The sequence below is a fragment of the Alteromonas sp. AWJ4_199 genome (assembly GCF_056159165.1).
The window spans coordinates 1,806,364-1,822,710 of the sequence record NZ_JBSWUR010000001.1 but is presented as its reverse complement, the minus strand read 5'-3'; the positions used below and the strand labels follow the sequence as shown (position 1 = coordinate 1,822,710).

General features: G+C 44.1%; 16 protein-coding genes and 2 tRNA genes. 10 read left to right on the top strand and 8 right to left on the bottom strand.

Translation table 11 applies throughout. The annotated features are described in order from the left end of the window. Positions 1 to 12 precede the first annotated feature (12 nt). Together trmL and ACXAER_RS08000 are read left to right on the top strand one after the other, a co-directional pair. Positions 13 to 477 carry a tRNA (uridine(34)/cytosine(34)/5-carboxymethylaminomethyluridine(34)-2'-O)-methyltransferase TrmL gene (trmL, locus tag ACXAER_RS08005; protein WP_039219267.1) on the top strand — a complete coding sequence of 155 codons (465 nt, stop codon included), beginning with the start codon at positions 13 to 15 and terminating at the stop codon, positions 475 to 477. 170 nt (positions 478 to 647) lie between these two features. After that, on the top strand, positions 648 to 1,040 hold the full coding sequence (locus ACXAER_RS08000; RefSeq protein WP_474828170.1) for an NAD(FAD)-dependent dehydrogenase: 393 nt from the start codon (positions 648 to 650) through the stop codon (positions 1,038 to 1,040). Between the two features lie 90 nt (positions 1,041 to 1,130). On the opposite strand, the gene gpsA is transcribed toward ACXAER_RS08000, so the two are convergent. The 4 genes from gpsA to ACXAER_RS07980 form a co-directional block, all read right to left on the bottom strand. After that, positions 1,131 to 2,168 (bottom strand): NAD(P)H-dependent glycerol-3-phosphate dehydrogenase, encoded by a 1,038-nt coding sequence (gene gpsA, locus ACXAER_RS07995; RefSeq protein ID WP_474828168.1) that lies wholly within the window; start codon positions 2,166 to 2,168, stop codon positions 1,131 to 1,133. A gap of 10 nt (positions 2,169 to 2,178) precedes the next feature. Then, positions 2,179 to 2,688 (bottom strand): protein-export chaperone SecB, encoded by a 510-nt coding sequence (gene secB, locus ACXAER_RS07990; RefSeq protein ID WP_474828166.1) that lies wholly within the window; start codon positions 2,686 to 2,688, stop codon positions 2,179 to 2,181. Between the two features lie 62 nt (positions 2,689 to 2,750). After that, positions 2,751 to 3,011, bottom strand: a complete 261-nt coding sequence (gene grxC / locus ACXAER_RS07985; RefSeq protein WP_014948069.1) for a glutaredoxin 3 — start codon at positions 3,009 to 3,011, stop codon at positions 2,751 to 2,753. A 12-nt stretch (positions 3,012 to 3,023) separates the two neighbouring features. Further along, complete coding sequence (locus tag ACXAER_RS07980; protein ID WP_474828164.1) at positions 3,024 to 3,449, bottom strand: rhodanese-like domain-containing protein; 426 nt, start codon at positions 3,447 to 3,449, stop codon at positions 3,024 to 3,026. Positions 3,450 to 3,714: 265 nt separating this feature from the next. Here ACXAER_RS07980 and ACXAER_RS07975 point away from each other — a divergent pair, with 265 nt between their 5' ends. From ACXAER_RS07975 to ACXAER_RS07965, 3 genes are all read left to right on the top strand, one after another. After that, positions 3,715 to 4,878 (top strand): murein hydrolase activator EnvC family protein, encoded by a 1,164-nt coding sequence (locus ACXAER_RS07975; protein ID WP_474828162.1) that lies wholly within the window; start codon positions 3,715 to 3,717, stop codon positions 4,876 to 4,878. A 182-nt stretch (positions 4,879 to 5,060) separates the two neighbouring features. Continuing rightward, positions 5,061 to 5,969 carry a divergent polysaccharide deacetylase family protein gene (locus tag ACXAER_RS07970; RefSeq protein WP_474828160.1) on the top strand — a complete coding sequence of 303 codons (909 nt, stop codon included), beginning with the start codon at positions 5,061 to 5,063 and terminating at the stop codon, positions 5,967 to 5,969. A gap of 158 nt (positions 5,970 to 6,127) precedes the next feature. Then, positions 6,128 to 6,556 (top strand): MerC domain-containing protein, encoded by a 429-nt coding sequence (locus ACXAER_RS07965; RefSeq protein ID WP_474828158.1) that lies wholly within the window; start codon positions 6,128 to 6,130, stop codon positions 6,554 to 6,556. A 152-nt stretch (positions 6,557 to 6,708) separates the two neighbouring features. Here the strand turns inward: ACXAER_RS07965 and ACXAER_RS07960 are convergent, their stop codons facing one another. From ACXAER_RS07960 to rsgA, 4 genes are all read right to left on the bottom strand, one after another. Beyond that, entirely contained in the window at positions 6,709 to 7,401 is a 693-nt protein-coding gene (locus ACXAER_RS07960; protein ID WP_474828156.1) for a glycerophosphodiester phosphodiesterase, read from the bottom strand. Between the two features lie 32 nt (positions 7,402 to 7,433). Next, positions 7,434 to 8,309 carry a DMT family transporter gene (locus ACXAER_RS07955; RefSeq protein ID WP_474828154.1) on the bottom strand — a complete coding sequence of 292 codons (876 nt, stop codon included), beginning with the start codon at positions 8,307 to 8,309 and terminating at the stop codon, positions 7,434 to 7,436. A gap of 3 nt (positions 8,310 to 8,312) precedes the next feature. Continuing rightward, positions 8,313 to 9,290, bottom strand: a complete 978-nt coding sequence (asd, locus tag ACXAER_RS07950) for an archaetidylserine decarboxylase (RefSeq protein ID WP_474828152.1) — start codon at positions 9,288 to 9,290, stop codon at positions 8,313 to 8,315. 248 nt (positions 9,291 to 9,538) lie between these two features. Continuing rightward, the gene (rsgA, locus tag ACXAER_RS07945; protein ID WP_014975509.1) at positions 9,539 to 10,582 is read right to left on the bottom strand and encodes a small ribosomal subunit biogenesis GTPase RsgA; all 1,044 of its coding nucleotides are present in this window, start codon (positions 10,580 to 10,582) and stop codon (positions 9,539 to 9,541) included. A gap of 86 nt (positions 10,583 to 10,668) precedes the next feature. Between rsgA and orn the strand changes: the two genes are divergently transcribed. The 5 genes from orn (at position 10,669) to ACXAER_RS07920 (ending at position 16,269) form a co-directional block, all read left to right on the top strand. Beyond that, positions 10,669 to 11,214, top strand: a complete 546-nt coding sequence (gene orn, locus ACXAER_RS07940; protein WP_012517056.1) for an oligoribonuclease — start codon at positions 10,669 to 10,671, stop codon at positions 11,212 to 11,214. A gap of 101 nt (positions 11,215 to 11,315) precedes the next feature. After that, positions 11,316 to 11,391: transfer RNA gene (locus ACXAER_RS07935), tRNA-Gly, on the top strand. Positions 11,392 to 11,442: 51 nt separating this feature from the next. After that, positions 11,443 to 11,518, top strand: a tRNA-Gly gene (locus tag ACXAER_RS07930). Between the two features lie 145 nt (positions 11,519 to 11,663). Further along, positions 11,664 to 12,446 (top strand): hypothetical protein, encoded by a 783-nt coding sequence (locus ACXAER_RS07925; protein WP_474828149.1) that lies wholly within the window; start codon positions 11,664 to 11,666, stop codon positions 12,444 to 12,446. A 454-nt stretch (positions 12,447 to 12,900) separates the two neighbouring features. Beyond that, positions 12,901 to 16,269 carry a TonB-dependent receptor domain-containing protein gene (locus tag ACXAER_RS07920; protein WP_474828147.1) on the top strand — a complete coding sequence of 1,123 codons (3,369 nt, stop codon included), beginning with the start codon at positions 12,901 to 12,903 and terminating at the stop codon, positions 16,267 to 16,269. The last annotated feature ends 78 nt before the right edge of the window (positions 16,270 to 16,347 follow it).

The following is a 16,347-nucleotide window of genomic DNA, read 5'->3' as shown; positions in this document are numbered from 1 at the left end:
TCGTTTAAAAACATGCTTGATGTCGTACTTTATCAGCCAGAGATCCCGCCAAATACGGGAAATATTATCCGTCTATGCGCAAACAGTGGGTTCACACTACATTTAATCGAGCCTTTAGGTTTTGAGTGGGACGACAAGCGAGTACGACGTGCAGGTTTAGATTATCATGAATTTGCTCACGTTAAGCGCCATGCAAACTTAGAAGCCTACCTTGAAGATGCAAAACCAAATCGAGTATTCGCTTGTACAACAAAAGGCAAAGCGTTTCATAGCGATGTATCGTATCAAAAAGGTGATGCACTTATATTTGGTCCTGAAACCCGTGGTTTACCCGACGATTATATTCAGTCGTTACCTCCAGAGCAGCGTGTTCGCATTCCCATGTTGCCAGACAGTCGCAGCATGAACCTATCCAATGCCGTATCTGTCTTTGTGTATGAAAGCTGGCGTCAATTTGGCTACGAAGGGGCACGCTAGCAGAAGGTGTTAAAAGCAGCCCGAAGACATTCATTTTTACGAAGCCCCCTTGCTGGGGCTTTTTTGCGCCTAGTGTAAAGACACTGTAAAGCCTGCCTGAGTCAGTTTTCGTTCAGCTTCACTCATTAATATAGCCTGTGAACATGCACGAATGAGTTAGGAGAAGCAGTATGAAACGTATCACACTGGGTATTATCACTGGCGTTTGCTTAATGATTGCGGGGCAGGCAAGCGCCCATTCAGGTCATCACTCTCACTCGAATAGAGGGGCGAATGAAAGAGTCACTATTATTACGCAACCTGCTCGTCCGCTTATTGACGTAGCCATACGCGTTCCTGAAATTGGCCTGTACGTTAACGTCTTGCCAGGTGCGCATAGAGTGGAGGTTATCGACAATCATCGTTATTACGTTGCTAATAATCATTACTATCGCAAGCATGGGAATCGCTATGTGGTTGTTGATTCACCCTACAAAAAGGTGAAAAAAGTGAAACGCCACAAGCGCAGTCACGTTGGCTATCACGACAACACTAAAGTGATCGTGGTAAGAGAAGGCCGCTAAGACAGGTTAATAGGCTGGATATAGATAGAATAAGTGGGGCGTTAAACGGTTGATGGTTTTTGCTACCAAGCAAAAACCATCAATTATTCACTAAGCTTCTTGCTTGAGGTCTCGACCAAGCAGAGCTAAGGCCGCCTCTTTAGGGGATTTTCCGTGATAAAGCACAGCATAAATTTGTTCACAAATAGGCATTTCTACGCCTACTTTTTTAGACAATATATGCACTTCTTCAGTGTTGCGATATCCCTCAACCACTTGTCCGATTTCGTCAATAGCAACATCGACACTCTTGCCTTGACCCAAAGCCAGCCCAAAGCGACGGTTGCGCGACTGATTGTCAGTACAGGTTAATACTAAATCGCCAAGACCCGCCATACCCATAAAGGTTTCTGGACTTGCACCCAGCTTCACGCCCAAACGGGTAAGCTCTGCTAAACCTCGGGTGATCAGCGCCGTTCGCGCGTTTGCACCAAAGCCAAGGCCATCGGCTAAGCCCGCGCCTATAGCGATAACGTTTTTAACTGCGCCACCCAACTGCACACCAGTAAAATCTGAGTTTTTGTATACTCTGAACGACTTTGCGCAATGAAGCTTTGCTGCAAACTCGTCACTTAAGGTATCGTCGGTAGAAGACAAAGAAATTGCAGTAGGTAATCCCGCTACCATTTCTTTAGCGAAAGTGGGCCCGGATAAAACTGCTAAGGGGTAATCTGTCCCTAGAATTTCTTCCGCCACATCGCGAAGCAAGCGCCCAGTCTTAGGTTCAAGCCCTTTAGTCGCCCAAATGATGCGTTGATGCGGTTTAAGCAATGGCTTCAAGCTTTGAAGCATAGCGGCAAATGCGTGACTAGGAACCACTACCAAGATGTCTCGGCTGGCAGCAACGACTTCTTCTAAGTTGGCATTTACAATAAGTGAATCGGGAAAAGTTGCGCCAGGAAGATATCGGCTGTTTTCTTGGTTCGCTTCCATTTCAGCAATGTGCTTTTCATCACGACCCCAAAGCAGTGTTGGGTTACCATTTCTGGCAAGACAAAAAGCAAGGGCGGTGCCATACGACCCCGCCCCCAATACTGAAACTGAAACCGACTCAGAAACCAAGTTCGACTTCATGTTCACCTGCTCCATGGTCACCTAATTAGGCGTCCATTTTAGGCGCTTCGCCTTGCGCTTGTTGTGCACGTTTTTGCACATAAGCCGCAAAGATAGCGTCAAAGTTAACAGGCGCAAGGTTAAGTGGAGGGAAGGTACCACGGTTAACCAAGTTAGAAATAGTCTCACGCGCATATGGGAAAAGCATGTTCGGGCAGAACGAGCCTAGTGTGTGCGCTTTGTTTTGGTCTGGCATTTCGCCGATAGCAAAAATACCAGCCTGTTGAACTTCACAAAGGAAGGCTGTTTCTTCACCTAGCGTTGCAGTAACGGTAACTGAAAGTACAACTTCAAATGTATTTTCTTCTAGCTTGTTAGTGCTAGTGTCGATGTCTAGTTTAATTTCTGGCTTCCACTCTTTAGTGAAAATAGCTGGCGCGTTTGGAGACTCAAAAGAGATATCTTTTGTGTAGATACGCTGAATATTGAACTGAGCACTCTGTTGCGCTTGTGCGCCCGCTGCTTCGCCGTTATTTGTCTGATTTTCGTCAGCCATGGTATTTCCTATTTAATTGTCGTTTTAATTTAATGTAGTGCGTTGCTGTATGCGCTGACGCTTTACGCCAAACCCAACATTGGGTTTAGCTTGCTTTGTGCTTCCAAAGCCATCATATCGTCACAGCCACCAACGTGCTGATCGTCAATGAAAATTTGCGGAACAGTCCAGCCGCCGTTTGCGCGTTCAATCATCTCGTCGCGCAGTTCAGGCTTAACATCTATTGGGTATTCAATAAATTCTACACCTTTTTGCGTTAGCAATGCTTTTGCACGGTGGCAGTAAGGGCAGTGGCCCTTGGTGTAAAGTTCTACTTTGCTCATAAAGGTTACCTGTTATTTAGAAACGGGAAGGCTGGCACTTTGCCACGCGTTCATTCCGCCTTTTAATACACTCACATTCGCGAAACCATCTTTAAGCATCGCATTTGCTGTACCACGAGCCTGATTACCCATAGCGCATACTACGATAATGGGTTTGTCTTTACTGTTTTCAAGTTTCTTGAAGTTTTTCTCACGCAACTCTTCAGGTTTAATTTGTCTGGCACCCAAAATATGGCCAGCTTTAAACTCTTTCGCAGGGCGTGTATCTAGCACTATCGCATCGTCTTTATTCATCAAAACCGTTGCTTCGTGCGTGCTTAATTCTTTTACTGAAGATGTCCATGCACTGATATAGCTAAATATCAACATGGCAATCAGCGCAACCCAAATACCAGCAAGAATAATATTGTTGCTAGCAAATTCTATTAGTTGATCCATTACCTCTAACCCTGTCTACAGACCATGAAAAGAGTGCAAAGTATATAGAAAAATGGGCGAGAAACCAGCTTACCTTTCAGTTAGCGAAGAGACGGACACTACGCCTTGAGCGTAAATACTTTAGATGGTTGATATTACGGATAAATTGCACTGGGCATATGGGAAGCCGTCAGATACACTGGATGTTGTTATTAATAGTGGTGGTGAAATACAGCTGGTCAGGCAGTTATCACCATTGCAAAAGTAGAGGTTTTAAGCGCACGTTATGTCAGCACGTTCATTTCTTTCAGTTATCGGATGCATAGTAGCTCTGGCTGTTATGCCAATTGGAAGTGATGCGTTAGCTCAAGACAGCGAAGCTAGTGCGCAAAGAGAAAAGTTAGCAAAGCTGCAGGCCGAACTGCGTGCGAGGCAGCAAGTGCTCGAAAACAATAAAGCCAGCGCAGAAGAGCTAAAAGCCGTACTGAAGACCTCAGAGCTAGAAATAGCAAAAGTAGCAACAGCGTTATCGACGACCGAACAAGCGCTAAAAAGCGTTAAGCAAGAAGAAGCTACGCTAAAAGAAGAGCAAGATGCATTGAAAGTTGCTATTCGCAAACAGCAATCTTTACTGGCAAGTCAACTCAAAAGTGCGTTTATGGCGGGTCACTACGACTACGCTAAGATGCTTTTTTATCAAGATGATGCGCGTACTTTTGAGCGTGTTATTACCTACTATCAATACGTGGCGAAAGCGCGCCAAAAAGAAATCGAAAGTTTTAGAAGTAATGTTGCAAGACTTGAAGAGGTAACTGCTGAGCTTAGTGAGAAAGCATCGTCGTTAGCCGCGCTCAAAGACGACCAAGAAAGCCAGCGGGCCGTGCTTATTACTCGTCAAGCGGACCGTAAAACAACGCTAAAGAAAATAAACAAAACTATTGCTTCAGAAAGTCAGCGCATTGCATCATTACGAGCCGATGAGAAAGCGCTCAGAGGTGCTATTGAAGCAGCCCGTATAGCAGCTGAACGCGCTGCGCGTGCGGCTGAGTTCAGCATGAATGGACTTGCCAAAAGAAAAGGGAAACTTCCCGCCCCCGTGAAAGGCAGAATACGTCATTTATTTGGTAGTCGCCGTCAAGGGCAAGTATCTTGGAAAGGTATTGTGATAGATGGCGCTGAGGGCGACCCCGTTAACAGTATTGCGCCAGGCCGAGTGTTGTATGCCGATTGGCTTCGAGGGTTTGGTCTAGTGGCTATTGTCGATCATGGCGATGGTTACATGAGTGTTTATGGCCACAATCAAGCGCTCCTTAAGCAAGCAGGCGATGACGTAAGCCAAGGGGAGCGCATTGCACTTGTTGGTCGAAGCGGTGGTCAGGAATATCCTAATCTTTACTTTGAAATTCGTCACAAGGGCAAGGCGCTAAACCCGAAAGCTTGGCTGGATTAGTTCGCCTCAGTCACAATATACTTTTCACAGTAACCTTTTATGTTGCCGTTTAAAGTAACATTCAGCGATTTAAGCCTTAGTTTTGTTGAAAGAACTTTCGTTATTGGTATGCTTAGCGACAAAGTGAAGTAATTCACCTAATGCGCTTAATAATAATGATTAAAAAAACGGATGTGATTTAGATGCTTCTGCGTCTGCTAATGCCTTGTATAATCTTTGTTGTATGCGGGCTTGTTAGCCCTCAAGTAAAAGCAAAGTCAGAAATAATAATAATATTAGATGACCTGGGCTACAGGCCGTCCGATGTCGCTGCTTTTTCTCTCCCTAAAGAAATTACTTTTTCTATACTTCCGCAAACGCCACTGGCTTCTAAAATTGCCTATCGTGCCGAGCTTGAGGGCAGGGCGGTTATGCTCCATATGCCTATGCAGGCACAAAATGGCAATGAAATGGGGCCGCTTGGATTAACCACGGATATGTTTGCCGGGGCTATTACTCATAATTTGCGCAAAGCGATGAAAAGTGTGCCAAACGCAGTGGGTGTCAACAACCACATGGGCAGTGCTTTCACCGGTCAGCAAGAAGGAATGGAAGCACTGTTAAAAGAGGTGAAGCGCCAAGGTCTGTTCTTTGTAGATAGCAGAACTACTGTACTAACTAAAGGTGAAGAAATTGCGCAGCGTTTGGGGGTGCCTAGCGCAAGCAGGCAGGTATTTCTGGACCACAAATTAGAGCCGTCGTTCTTGTTGAAGCAGTTTAATCAAATGAAACGCATCGCTCAAAAGAATGGTCACGTTGTAGTGATTGGTCACCCTCACCCAGAAACAATTGATTTTCTAAATACGCATTTACCCTCTCTTGAAAAAGAGGGGTTTACCCTTACTTCAGTAGCCGACCATTTTTCATACGCATCTAAAGTGGCTAAACAGTTTGGTAAAGAGCGGAGCCAGACTGCTCATCTTACTCGTGCAGATGTAAACAAAATAGGCTCTGAAATAAATGAGCAGAATACTTTTGTTAATAGTGGCTTTGTGCAGAGTACATTATCTAAAAAGGTAACTGAACGCGCGACTACAGCGCCTAACGAGTAACATCTTCGTCTTTTCCCGTACTTAATTAGTCTATTTTCATCTCGATAAGATCAAAATTTAATGTGGGAACGTTTCTCATTTTTATGAGTCTGTTATAATATAACGTCTCTGGCGAATAATTCGCGTATATATTTTTAAGCACGGTGGTAATTAGAGTAATGACTCCAATTGACGAGAATCCAACAAAACTAGACAAACTTGGCATCTGGGTGTCGAGCTTGTGTGCGCTGCATTGCCTTGCGCTGCCTGTTTTGGTGCCTCTGTTACCGCTTATCGGTTCTAGCTTTTTTGCGCAAGTATGGTTTGAAAGAACTATTCTGACGTTCTCACTGATTGTTGGGGCGGTAGCCTTGATTAGCGGTGCCATTCGCTACCACGGCAAATATTACCCGCTAGCACTACTGTTTACTGGTGGCGCAATTTATTGGAATAAAGATATTTTTGGGCATCATTACGAGCCATTTACTATTGCGTTAGGGGCAGGATTAATTGTAGCGGGTCACTGGGTCAATATGCGCCTGTGTCGACAGTGTAAGTGCTGCAAAAATACAGTGTTCTCAGACCACCTATCTACTGATTTTAAGTAGCTATCAAAACAAAGTTTTAAGAAACGAGCCAATGGCTCGTTTTTTTGTATCTGGTGTAATACCAGTCCGCAGAGATAATTACCCACTCAGCGAGCACTTATCTATACGGATTGGTATAATTAAGGGAACATAGGCTTAAGAAAATATGTGACCTAATCAGATAGCGTATTAAGTGCTACATTTGGCAGATTAGTAAATATGCCGGTTACCCCCCACTCTTTAAGCATTAGCATATCTCTAGGTTCGTCTACCGTATAAACGAATACATCAAAACCTTCCTGCAATGCCGTTTGCACAAACTGCTTATCCACAGCGTCTAGCGCAATATTTAACGAGTAAGCGCTAAGGGCCCGCGCGCTGGCTGTGCAGTCTAGTTCGTAGCTTGCGGTTAACGCGCCAATTTTTACTTCCGGCCATAGGTGTGTAATCGCTTTAAGCCAGTGATGGTTGAATGAAGATATAAGTAGCTTGTCAGCACTTATGCTACTTTGCTTCACTGCAGCTTTAACGTCATTTACCCAGCTATCGACATCGTGTAAGTGCTTAATTTCAATGTTGCACCACTTACTACCTGGAACGCATTCAAGCGTTTCGTAAAGAGAGGGGATGCGCTCTCCATCGCCAATGTCCATTTGTTTGAGGGATTGCCAAGGCGTATCTAACAAATAACCTGTCTCGCGGGCTCTACGTGTAAGGGTTCTATCGTGAAAAACAATAATGCCGCTTTCGTGTTGATAAGTATCAAACTCAATGCCGTCGGCATCTTGCTCGAAGGCCAGCTTAAACGCTCTAAGCGTATTTTCTGGGGCGGCTTTACTAGCGCCACGGTGGGCAAAAATTAGCATCTACATTCCCTTCTCAAGTCTCAGAGTGAACGTTACTTATCGTTCGCGCCGTGTAACTTATGCGTGTTGAGCGTTTCATAGACTGACGCTGACGTAATAAGAATGCCGCCTAGAAGTGCGCTTAAACCAGGCTTTTCATTTAGTAAAATGATGGCAAGAAAAACACCGTAAAGCGGCTGCATGCAGGCAATGAGTGAAAATGTCTTTGCCCGCAAGTGGCGCAAACTCGCCGCAATTAAAGCATGGGGAAGCGCGGTAAATACTGTGCCTAAAAGTAACAGCATTAGCCAAGAGCTCGTTGACGCCGAGGCTATTTCAGCACTGCCTATTGGCAGCATCAATAGACTGATAACTAATGTTTGCCACGCCATAGCTTGCGCACCGCTGTAGTGCTTAAAATGCTTACGGTGAATCAGGTTTCTAAACGAATACAAGATGGCAGATGCAATACCGATAAGTACCCCAAGGGTAACGTCATTTTCCAACGACGTTTCGGGCACAATTAAAAAAACACCAATGACTACCGTTAACGTAGATACAATGTCCTGCCACACTAGCCTAACTCGTTCGAAAAAAGGTTCAATAAGCACTGTAATGACAGGAAAGGTAAATAGCGCAATCATGCCCACAGATACGCCAGCATATTGCATTGCGGCAAAATAGGTAACCCAATGTAGCGCCATTAAAAGCCCTAGACCAAGAGCGACGCCATAATCTTTTCTGGAATTTAGCTTTATTTTATTTCCGGCCAGTTTCAAAAATGCCAGCAGGGCGATACAAGCAAATACTGAACGCACCAGCGTAATGTCACTGGCACTAAGTGGTACAAGCCTAGAGAAAAGGGCTGTACCACCTAATAAAATGACCGTGAGGTGAAGCGAAATCAGGCTTTTTTTAACAGCATCCATAAATTAGCTGTCAGCGCCCTCAGATGGTGTTTCTTTTTTTGTCTCACCTGCATTGTCATCGAACTCATCGCTATTTTGCTCAGGCTCTGGTGAAGCAACGTCTTGGGAAACTATCTCATGTGCAGATATTTTTGAAGCCATAGGTTCACCTAGGCGAGTAACCATACCTGGGGCTATATCTTCAAAGTTGATCATGTCTTTTTCAAAACATACCACAATGGTAGATCCCAGTTTAAAGCGGCCAAGTTCGGCACCTTTTTCGAGGAAAACAGACGCTTCTGTGTCTTTTTCATATGACCAGTGCTGAACGTTTTTACCTGCAGGTGGCGTAACTGTGCCTGCCCAAACGGTCTCAATACTAGCCACAATAGTTGCGCCTACTAATACCATAGCCATTTTGCCTACAGGTGTATCAAACAGCGCCACAACACGTTCGTTACGTGCAAATAGACCAGGTATATTTTGTGCCGTAAGCGGATTTACTGAAAACAATTCGCCTGGCACATATAGCATGTCAGTAAGGGTTCCCTCAACCGGCATATGAATTCTGTGATAATCGCGAGGGGCTAGATAGATAGTAGCAAACTTACCATTTTTAAATGGTGCTGCTACTTCAGGCTTTCCGCCTAACAAAGTAGTTAGGCTAAAATCGTGACCTTTGGCTTGGAAGATACTGTCGCTATGAATATCGCCAAACTGACTTACCGTACCATCAACGGCATGGATTAGTACGTCATCGTTTTCGTCAATGGTACGCGCCTCAGGTTTAAGCGGGCGGGTGAAGAACTTATTAAAGCTTCGGTAATGCTCGGGCTTTTCATGCAGCGCTTCAGTCATATCAACATTGTATTGTTTGATAAACAGCTTGATGAAAAAGGTGGTGACACTACCCATTTCTGCTTCTGCAAGTTTGCCTACAAGGCGTGAAAGCAGGTGCTTTGGTGTAACGTATTGTAAATTAACTTTAAGCCAATCTAACACAAAATATCTCCGTTTCTTTTATGCAAGCAATAACGCATTGCATAGATAGCGTAATTGTATAGTAAGTCGTGGTATTAAGAGTAACTTTAGGGTTATGAGTGCTTACACAAAAGCATAAGCACGTGGTTCACACCAAAAGAATAAATCGTCGAGTTAGCGACGGCTATTACGCGTAAGTAGCGCGTGTACTTCTTCAGCCGCTCCTACGGGTTTGGCGCTCCAGTGAGGTTGAAACCCAGTGGCAGTCGTTACGCCCCGGGTGGCTGACTGTGACTAGGGCGCTGCTCTTCCATGGTGGTTAATATTCTATGATAGCTATCGAAGCGTTCCGCGCTAATTTTCCCTTCCTCAACAGCTTCTCTAAGTAAGCAGCCAGGGTCATTTAAGTGCTTGCAGTCTCTGAATTTGCAGCCGCCCAAATAATCTCTGAACTCAATAAAGCCCCATGTAATACGTTCGGTAGGAATGTGCCACAAGCCAAATTCACGTACTCCTGGAGAGTCAATTAAATCGCCGCCGGCCGGCAAGTGAAGCAATTTGGCCGCCGTCGTTGTGTGCTGACCAAGCCCCGAGTTATCTGAAATATCGCCGGTTAATTCATCGGCGTCTGGCAGAACTTGGTTAATTAGGCTCGATTTACCTACGCCGGACTGCCCTACGAAAACGCTGATATTATCATTAAGGTATTCATTAAGTTTGCTAATGCCTTCACCGGTTTTGCAACTGGTGAAGAGCACTTCGTAGCCTAAGTTTTCGTACGTCTTAAGCTGTTCTGTAACGGTTGTGCGTTCCTCTTCACTGAGCAGTTCTACTTTATTAAGGACAATCAGCGGCGTGATGCCTATGTCTTCACAGGCAACCAGGTAACGGTCGATAATATTCAGTGATAGGGTAGGTAATATAGCGCTAACAACAATAATGCGGTCAATATTCGCAGCGATGGGTTTAATACCGTCGTAATAATCTGGGCGAGTCAGGACAGAGTGCCTGTCTTTTACAATTTCAATAACCCCACTTACACCTGACTCAGCGTCATCCCCTTTACTAAAAAACACCTTGTCACCACACACTACAGAGTCTACCGTGCGGCGAATGTGGCAGCGAGATACTGCGCCGTTTGCGTCTTCAACATCGGCGTGTTTACCAAAGCGACCAATTACCGTACCGCTTTCTAGCGTGCTTTCATCAAGGTTCGCCGCGCCCTTTGACGCGTGCTTTTCACGCAAGCGTTTGCTTCTGTTAGCTGCAACTTGTCGTTTCTGTCGTTGTGTAAGTTTTGGTTTTTTCGCCACGATTCTTTTCTAGTTTCACGTATACTATGTCAATAATACCGTTTGTAGGGCATGGTTGCCATGTCTGTAGCGCAAAGAGGAAAGTAATGAGTAAACACGACAGTAACCTTGTTTGGATAGACATGGAAATGACAGGGTTAGATCCTGAAACCTGTGTAGTAATGGAAATCGCGACCATTGTTACCGACGCACAGCTGAATATTTTGGCTGAAGGCCCTGTAATAGCGGTACATCAAAGTGATGACGTGTTAAACAATATGGACGAGTGGTGCACACGAGTTCACGGTGAAAGTGGATTAACTGCACGTTGCCGAGAAAGTAAAATAAGTGTTGAAGAAGCATCAGCGCAAACTATTGCCTTTTTAGAGCAATGGGTAGATGCAGGCAAGTCACCGCTATGTGGAAACACCATAGGGCAAGACAGACGCTTCATGGTTAAGTACATGCCCGAGCTTGAAGCTTACTTCCACTATAGAAATATTGATGTAAGTACAATAAAAGAGCTGACGCGCCGCTGGAAGCCTGAAGTTTTAGACGGTTTCGAAAAGAAAGGCGTACATCTAGCGCTAGATGATATTCGCGAGTCTATTGAAGAAATGCGCTATTATCGAGAGAAAGTGTTTACGATTTAGGCATTCAAACATTGAGGTGCAAAAAAAGTAGAATTAAAGGTTGCGTTACCCCAAAATTTTTGTAAAATGCGCACCACTTCAAACGAAGTACCTCTTTTGTTGCGGGAATAGCTCAGTTGGTAGAGCACGACCTTGCCAAGGTCGGGGTCGCGAGTTCGAATCTCGTTTCCCGCTCCAAATTAACTTACCATCGGTAAGTATCTATAAGATGCACAGCATCGACTCTATGCGGGAATAGCTCAGTTGGTAGAGCACGACCTTGCCAAGGTCGGGGTCGCGAGTTCGAATCTCGTTTCCCGCTCCAAATTTTCCAGGTAACACGAAAATTTAAATTCTCTTACACCCGTATTCATATTCCATAATCACTGTTATTTTCTGCGTGAAAGCTATCTGAACTTTCTTGTTTAATAGTGCTCAACTACTACGTGCTTTTATGGATGGATGCATTAATGGTAGAGCCAAGGATTGATAGATATGAGCATGAGAGGAGTTGTTTTACTCAAATAAGCCTGCCAAGCGCTTCTGATCTCCGTGCGCTTTTACTTTCACTTGGTATCAATGGGAGTTTGTTACTCACGTTGGCATTCACCACACAAAACGAGTCTGTAAGTCAGCAACACTTTCCACCCGTATTGCTAAAAGCAGTATTAGCAATGCCAACGACTGCCCCTCAAAAGGCCGACATTGATTCAGAACCAGTGAATGATAAAGGTAGCGACCTAGAACACAGCGCTGCCATAGAAAAAACTAAAAAGGCTGAGAAAGTATCGAGCGCTAGCAAAGCGGTTGGCAAATCTAAAGAGCCACAGAAACTTTTGGTAAAAGAACCTTCACCACAATTTAAAGCAAGAACAAAAGAAACCAAGCTTAAAATCGGGGATGCCACACAAGATTATATCAATCGTTTGAACGCACAACGTTTACACAACATCGCCAACCAATCACCTTCAAACAAAACCCATTCGAATGTGAAAAGAAACCCTAAGCTTTCTACCCCCTCCAATACTGAAAACGAAGATTTTCTAAAAAGCATTGAAATAGTCGTTGATTGCAGTTCAATAAAAGGAAAGTTATTCAGCGCACTCAGTAAAAATAAGGGTGTAACGATTGAAGAACGTGATTTTCCTAGTTTAGCGGGTGAGCGGCCCAAATCAGTACAGGGAACGGTGAAGTGTCGAGACCACAGAAGTTTTCAAATGCACATTGATAAGTATTTAAACAAGCGACAGTAGCTGTTTTTTAAAACTATACGAAAGTATAAGTGTTGCTTTATATCATTCTCCAGTACCGATTCTACTTGCATTTACGCACTACAATGAATCCTTATTCATTCGTTTTCGCACCTTGTTAGTGCGCAGTCGCCTTGATTTCAACCCAATTCTCAATAAATCTAGGTTTTGTTAGGACTTTTGCACGAAAAATGTGCATTCGAAAGTGCGTTAATAAGTCTATTTGAATATTAAATAGATTTTATTGGGTAAATATGCATAATGCGCCGTTTTTTGGCGGTAAATTCGCTGATTACTCGCCTTTTGATAGGCACATAGTTTGCAAAAAACAGCTTGTAAAAAAAATTATATAAAACGCATTTTTTAAACATATAAAAAATAACCATCGCTTTTAGATTCCTCAATAAATGCCAAAAAGAGCATGATGGAACGAGAAAGTATATTTGGAGAAACACACATGGCTTTTGATTCATCAAAGCAAAACAAGCTTACTGTACTCGCATGTGCAGTAGCATCTGCACTAGCATTAAGTGCAACTGCAGTTCAGGCTCAGGAAGAAGCCGCTATTGACGAAAAGGATGTAGAAAAAGTAGTGGTCACTGGTTCTCGTATAGCGCGAGATCCTAACCTAGCATCTCCTTCACCTGTTCAGGCAATTTCAGAAGAAGATATTCAGCTCTCAGGTGAGTTTTCTGTCACTGATGTAATCAACGACATCCCTGCATTGTTTTCATCTACAACAGCGGAAAGCTCTATAGACTCAGCGTTTGCAGACGGTGCGAATATCCTTAATCTGCGTGGTTTAGGTTCAAATCGTACCTTAACACTAGTAAATGGTCGTCGCCATGTGGGCGGTGTTGCCGGTTCTGCAGCGGTAGATGTGGGTTCAATCCCAGTTAAACTGATTAAGTCTGTAGAAGTGCTTACCGGCGGTGCTTCTGCCGTTTATGGTGCCGATGCGGTAACGGGTGTAGTTAACTTCATTTTGCAAGATGACTATGAAGGTTTTGAATTTGATGTAAATACGGGCATTTCGTCTGAAGGCGATGGCGAGCAAATTAGTATGTCTGCGTTGTATGGTGAAAACTTTGACAACGACAGAGGTAATTTTGCAATAAATATTGAGTATCAAAACGATGAAGGCGTGCGGGTAAGTGAAAGAGATAATGGTTTGATCATTGGCTCTGCGCGAGATTGGACTAACCCCGCGTTGCGATTCCAACAAGGCGATATTGGTGCTAGTACACCAAACTTGGCGCAATACTATAACTACGACAATACCGGTCTATTCAATTTCGGTTTAAGCATTCCATCTCAGGATGCGTTCATTCAAAACTACGTAGATACTTTTGGATCCCAGCCGAATTTAACTTCAGAAGAGCTAGCGCTGTTCAACCGCGCGGCCACAGCAAATCCTCGTGCAGTTCTTCCTTACCGCACTTTCCCATTCACTTCAGGTTATGGCTACATCATACCGGGTAACCCTTATACGTTTGAGGGGTTTGATCCTGCGACTAATATCGACCTTGATGGTAATGGAACGCCAGACTGTCTTGACTCATTTTCTGGATATAACAGCTCGTTTGGTGCTGCGTCATTCGGTGCACTAGGTGGTTGCTGGAACGTATTGGAAGATGGCTCTTACAGACCAATTCAAGACGGCTTGGTTTCAGGTAACTTTGAAGGCTTTGGTGGTGATTCTTATAACACCATTCAGCAGCAGCGTGGCTATCTAATTACGCCAAACGACAAAATTGCGTTAAACCTGTTAGGTCATTATGACCTTACTGACACAAGCACCGTGTTTGGTGAGTTTAAGTACGTTGTTCAGACAACAGAAAATGAAAGCCAGCCTTCTTCATACTGGGATTTATTATTTGGTGCTGCAGATAATCCTTACTTGCCTTCTTTCATTCAGCCGTTGGCGAGCGAAATCGGTGGTGTTGCCATTACGGCTGACCCAATTGGCATTGGTCAAGGTAAAATTGAAAACGAGCGTAGAACACTACGCGGTGTTATCGGGCTAGAAGGCTTCCTAGAAAACGACTGGCAGTATAACCTTGCGTTAAATTATGGAAGATTCGAGTTTGAGCAAGAAGGTACAGAAAACATTGTTGTAGTAGACCGTTTCTTCTCTGCAATTGACGCGGTTACAGACCCTGCAACAGGTGAGGCAACCTGCCGTGTGAACTTAGACGCAGATACACCTCAGGTTACCACTGCGTTTAATATTCCAGTATATGACCCAGGCTACTTTTCATTTACACCAGGTGATGGCAGCTGTGTACCTTTAAATATTTGGGCCGGCGCAGGCGGAATTTCTCAAGAAGCGGTTGATTGGGTAACGCAAGATAGCCGTAGTAAAACTACCATCGAACAGTTCGTGGTGAGTGGTTCACTATCTGGTGATTCATCTGACTACTTTGAGCTTCCATATGGTCCGATATTCTTTGCACTAGGCGGGGAATATAGAAAAGAAAAATCAGAAGCGACCTTTGATAATTGGCAACTTGGTATTATCCCTGAAGGCTCACAATATCAAGCAGGAACCTTGATTTCTGAGTACTCATCTAACAACTCACTAGTATTCCAGCCATCGATTAAAACGGCGAATGAAACGGGTGACTTTGATGTAAGTGAAGTATTTGTTGAAGTCTCTATTCCTCTAATTGAAGGCGAGATGCTTGCTGAAGAACTTACGTTAGACTTGGCTGCGCGCTATTCTGATTACTCTACAATTGGAGACACAACGACGTGGCGTGCAAACTTAATGTATGCGCCTTACGAAGATCTTATGATCCGCTTGTCACAGTCACAGGCTGTTCGAGCCCCCAACATTACAGAGCTTTTCGGTCCTGAGGTGGGTACAACATTCCGTCCTACTGACCCTTGTAATGCTAGTGTAATTGCAGGTATCCGTGGTAATGACCCGGCAGCAGCAGATCAGATACAAGCCAACTGCGTGGCAGACTTCCAGTCAATTGGTTATAACCCGTTTAACGAAGCTGGCGAGTATGTTTACACCGATCCACTTTCAGCCGCATTCCCTGGAGTAACTGGTGGTAACCCAGAACTACAGGAAGAAACAGCCGATACGACAACAGTGGGTTTCGTATATCAAGCAAGCTGGTTAGAAGGCTTATCACTAACAGCTGACTACTGGAGCATCGAAATTGAGTCAGCAATCAGTTCAGTTAGCTCTAATGATATTGTTAATGGATGCTATATCGGTGAAAACTTAAACGAAAATTTCTGCTCTTTGTTTACCCGTAATACCGATGCAAATTCACCACAGTTCGGCGGCCTTAACTTCTTGCGTTCAACGCAAGTTAACTTTGCTCGCTTAGAAACATCAGGTGTTGATTTCAGTGTTGGCTATGACTTTGAAATTGATGACCATACATTTTTAACCAAAATCTCTGGAACCAAGGTGAACGAGATTGACCAGTTTACTAACCCGAATGACCTTACCGAAGTTAACCCAGAGCTTGGTGAAGTAAATCGCCCTGAATGGGCTGGCAACTTTACCGTGACGTGGAAGTGGCAGGATCTGCAAATCGGTTGGCAAACTCAGTACATGGATGAGCAGTTAGTTGCATTTGTTGAAATCGAAGAATACGAGCGTGGTGATTATGACGACTCTGTCGTAATGGATGAATTTTTCCAGCACGATATCAACTTCTCATATGTATTAACCGATACGGTTAAAATGTATGGAGGTATTAAGAACGTGACTAACGAAGAACCTTTCTTGACGAACTTTGCTTATCCAGCGAGTGCCCGAGGAAGATTTTACTTTGTAGGGTTTGACATGCAGCTTAACTAAGCGCTTACAATCCTAATAAAAGCAGCTCAATCGAGCTGCTTTTTTGTTTTTGTTATAAACCTTGTTGCAACGTAAGTA

What these genes read in the sequence shown, in the direction of transcription:
- trmL (WP_039219267.1), top strand. Translation starts at nt 13, where the DNA reads ATGCTTGATGTCGTACTTTATCAGCCAGAGATCCCGCCAAATACGGGA.
- ACXAER_RS08000 (WP_474828170.1), top strand. Translation starts at nt 648, where the DNA reads ATGAAACGTATCACACTGGGTATTATCACTGGCGTTTGCTTAATGATT.
- gpsA (WP_474828168.1), bottom strand. Translation starts at nt 2,168, where the DNA reads ATGGAGCAGGTGAACATGAAGTCGAACTTGGTTTCTGAGTCGGTTTCA.
- secB (WP_474828166.1), bottom strand. Translation starts at nt 2,688, where the DNA reads ATGGCTGACGAAAATCAGACAAATAACGGCGAAGCAGCGGGCGCACAA.
- grxC (WP_014948069.1), bottom strand. Translation starts at nt 3,011, where the DNA reads ATGAGCAAAGTAGAACTTTACACCAAGGGCCACTGCCCTTACTGCCAC.
- ACXAER_RS07980 (WP_474828164.1), bottom strand. Translation starts at nt 3,449, where the DNA reads ATGGATCAACTAATAGAATTTGCTAGCAACAATATTATTCTTGCTGGT.
- ACXAER_RS07975 (WP_474828162.1), top strand. Translation starts at nt 3,715, where the DNA reads ATGTCAGCACGTTCATTTCTTTCAGTTATCGGATGCATAGTAGCTCTG.
- ACXAER_RS07970 (WP_474828160.1), top strand. Translation starts at nt 5,061, where the DNA reads ATGCTTCTGCGTCTGCTAATGCCTTGTATAATCTTTGTTGTATGCGGG.
- ACXAER_RS07965 (WP_474828158.1), top strand. Translation starts at nt 6,128, where the DNA reads ATGACTCCAATTGACGAGAATCCAACAAAACTAGACAAACTTGGCATC.
- ACXAER_RS07960 (WP_474828156.1), bottom strand. Translation starts at nt 7,401, where the DNA reads ATGCTAATTTTTGCCCACCGTGGCGCTAGTAAAGCCGCCCCAGAAAAT.
- ACXAER_RS07955 (WP_474828154.1), bottom strand. Translation starts at nt 8,309, where the DNA reads ATGGATGCTGTTAAAAAAAGCCTGATTTCGCTTCACCTCACGGTCATT.
- orn (WP_012517056.1), top strand. Translation starts at nt 10,669, where the DNA reads ATGAGTAAACACGACAGTAACCTTGTTTGGATAGACATGGAAATGACA.
- ACXAER_RS07925 (WP_474828149.1), top strand. Translation starts at nt 11,664, where the DNA reads ATGGTAGAGCCAAGGATTGATAGATATGAGCATGAGAGGAGTTGTTTT.
- ACXAER_RS07920 (WP_474828147.1), top strand. Translation starts at nt 12,901, where the DNA reads ATGGCTTTTGATTCATCAAAGCAAAACAAGCTTACTGTACTCGCATGT.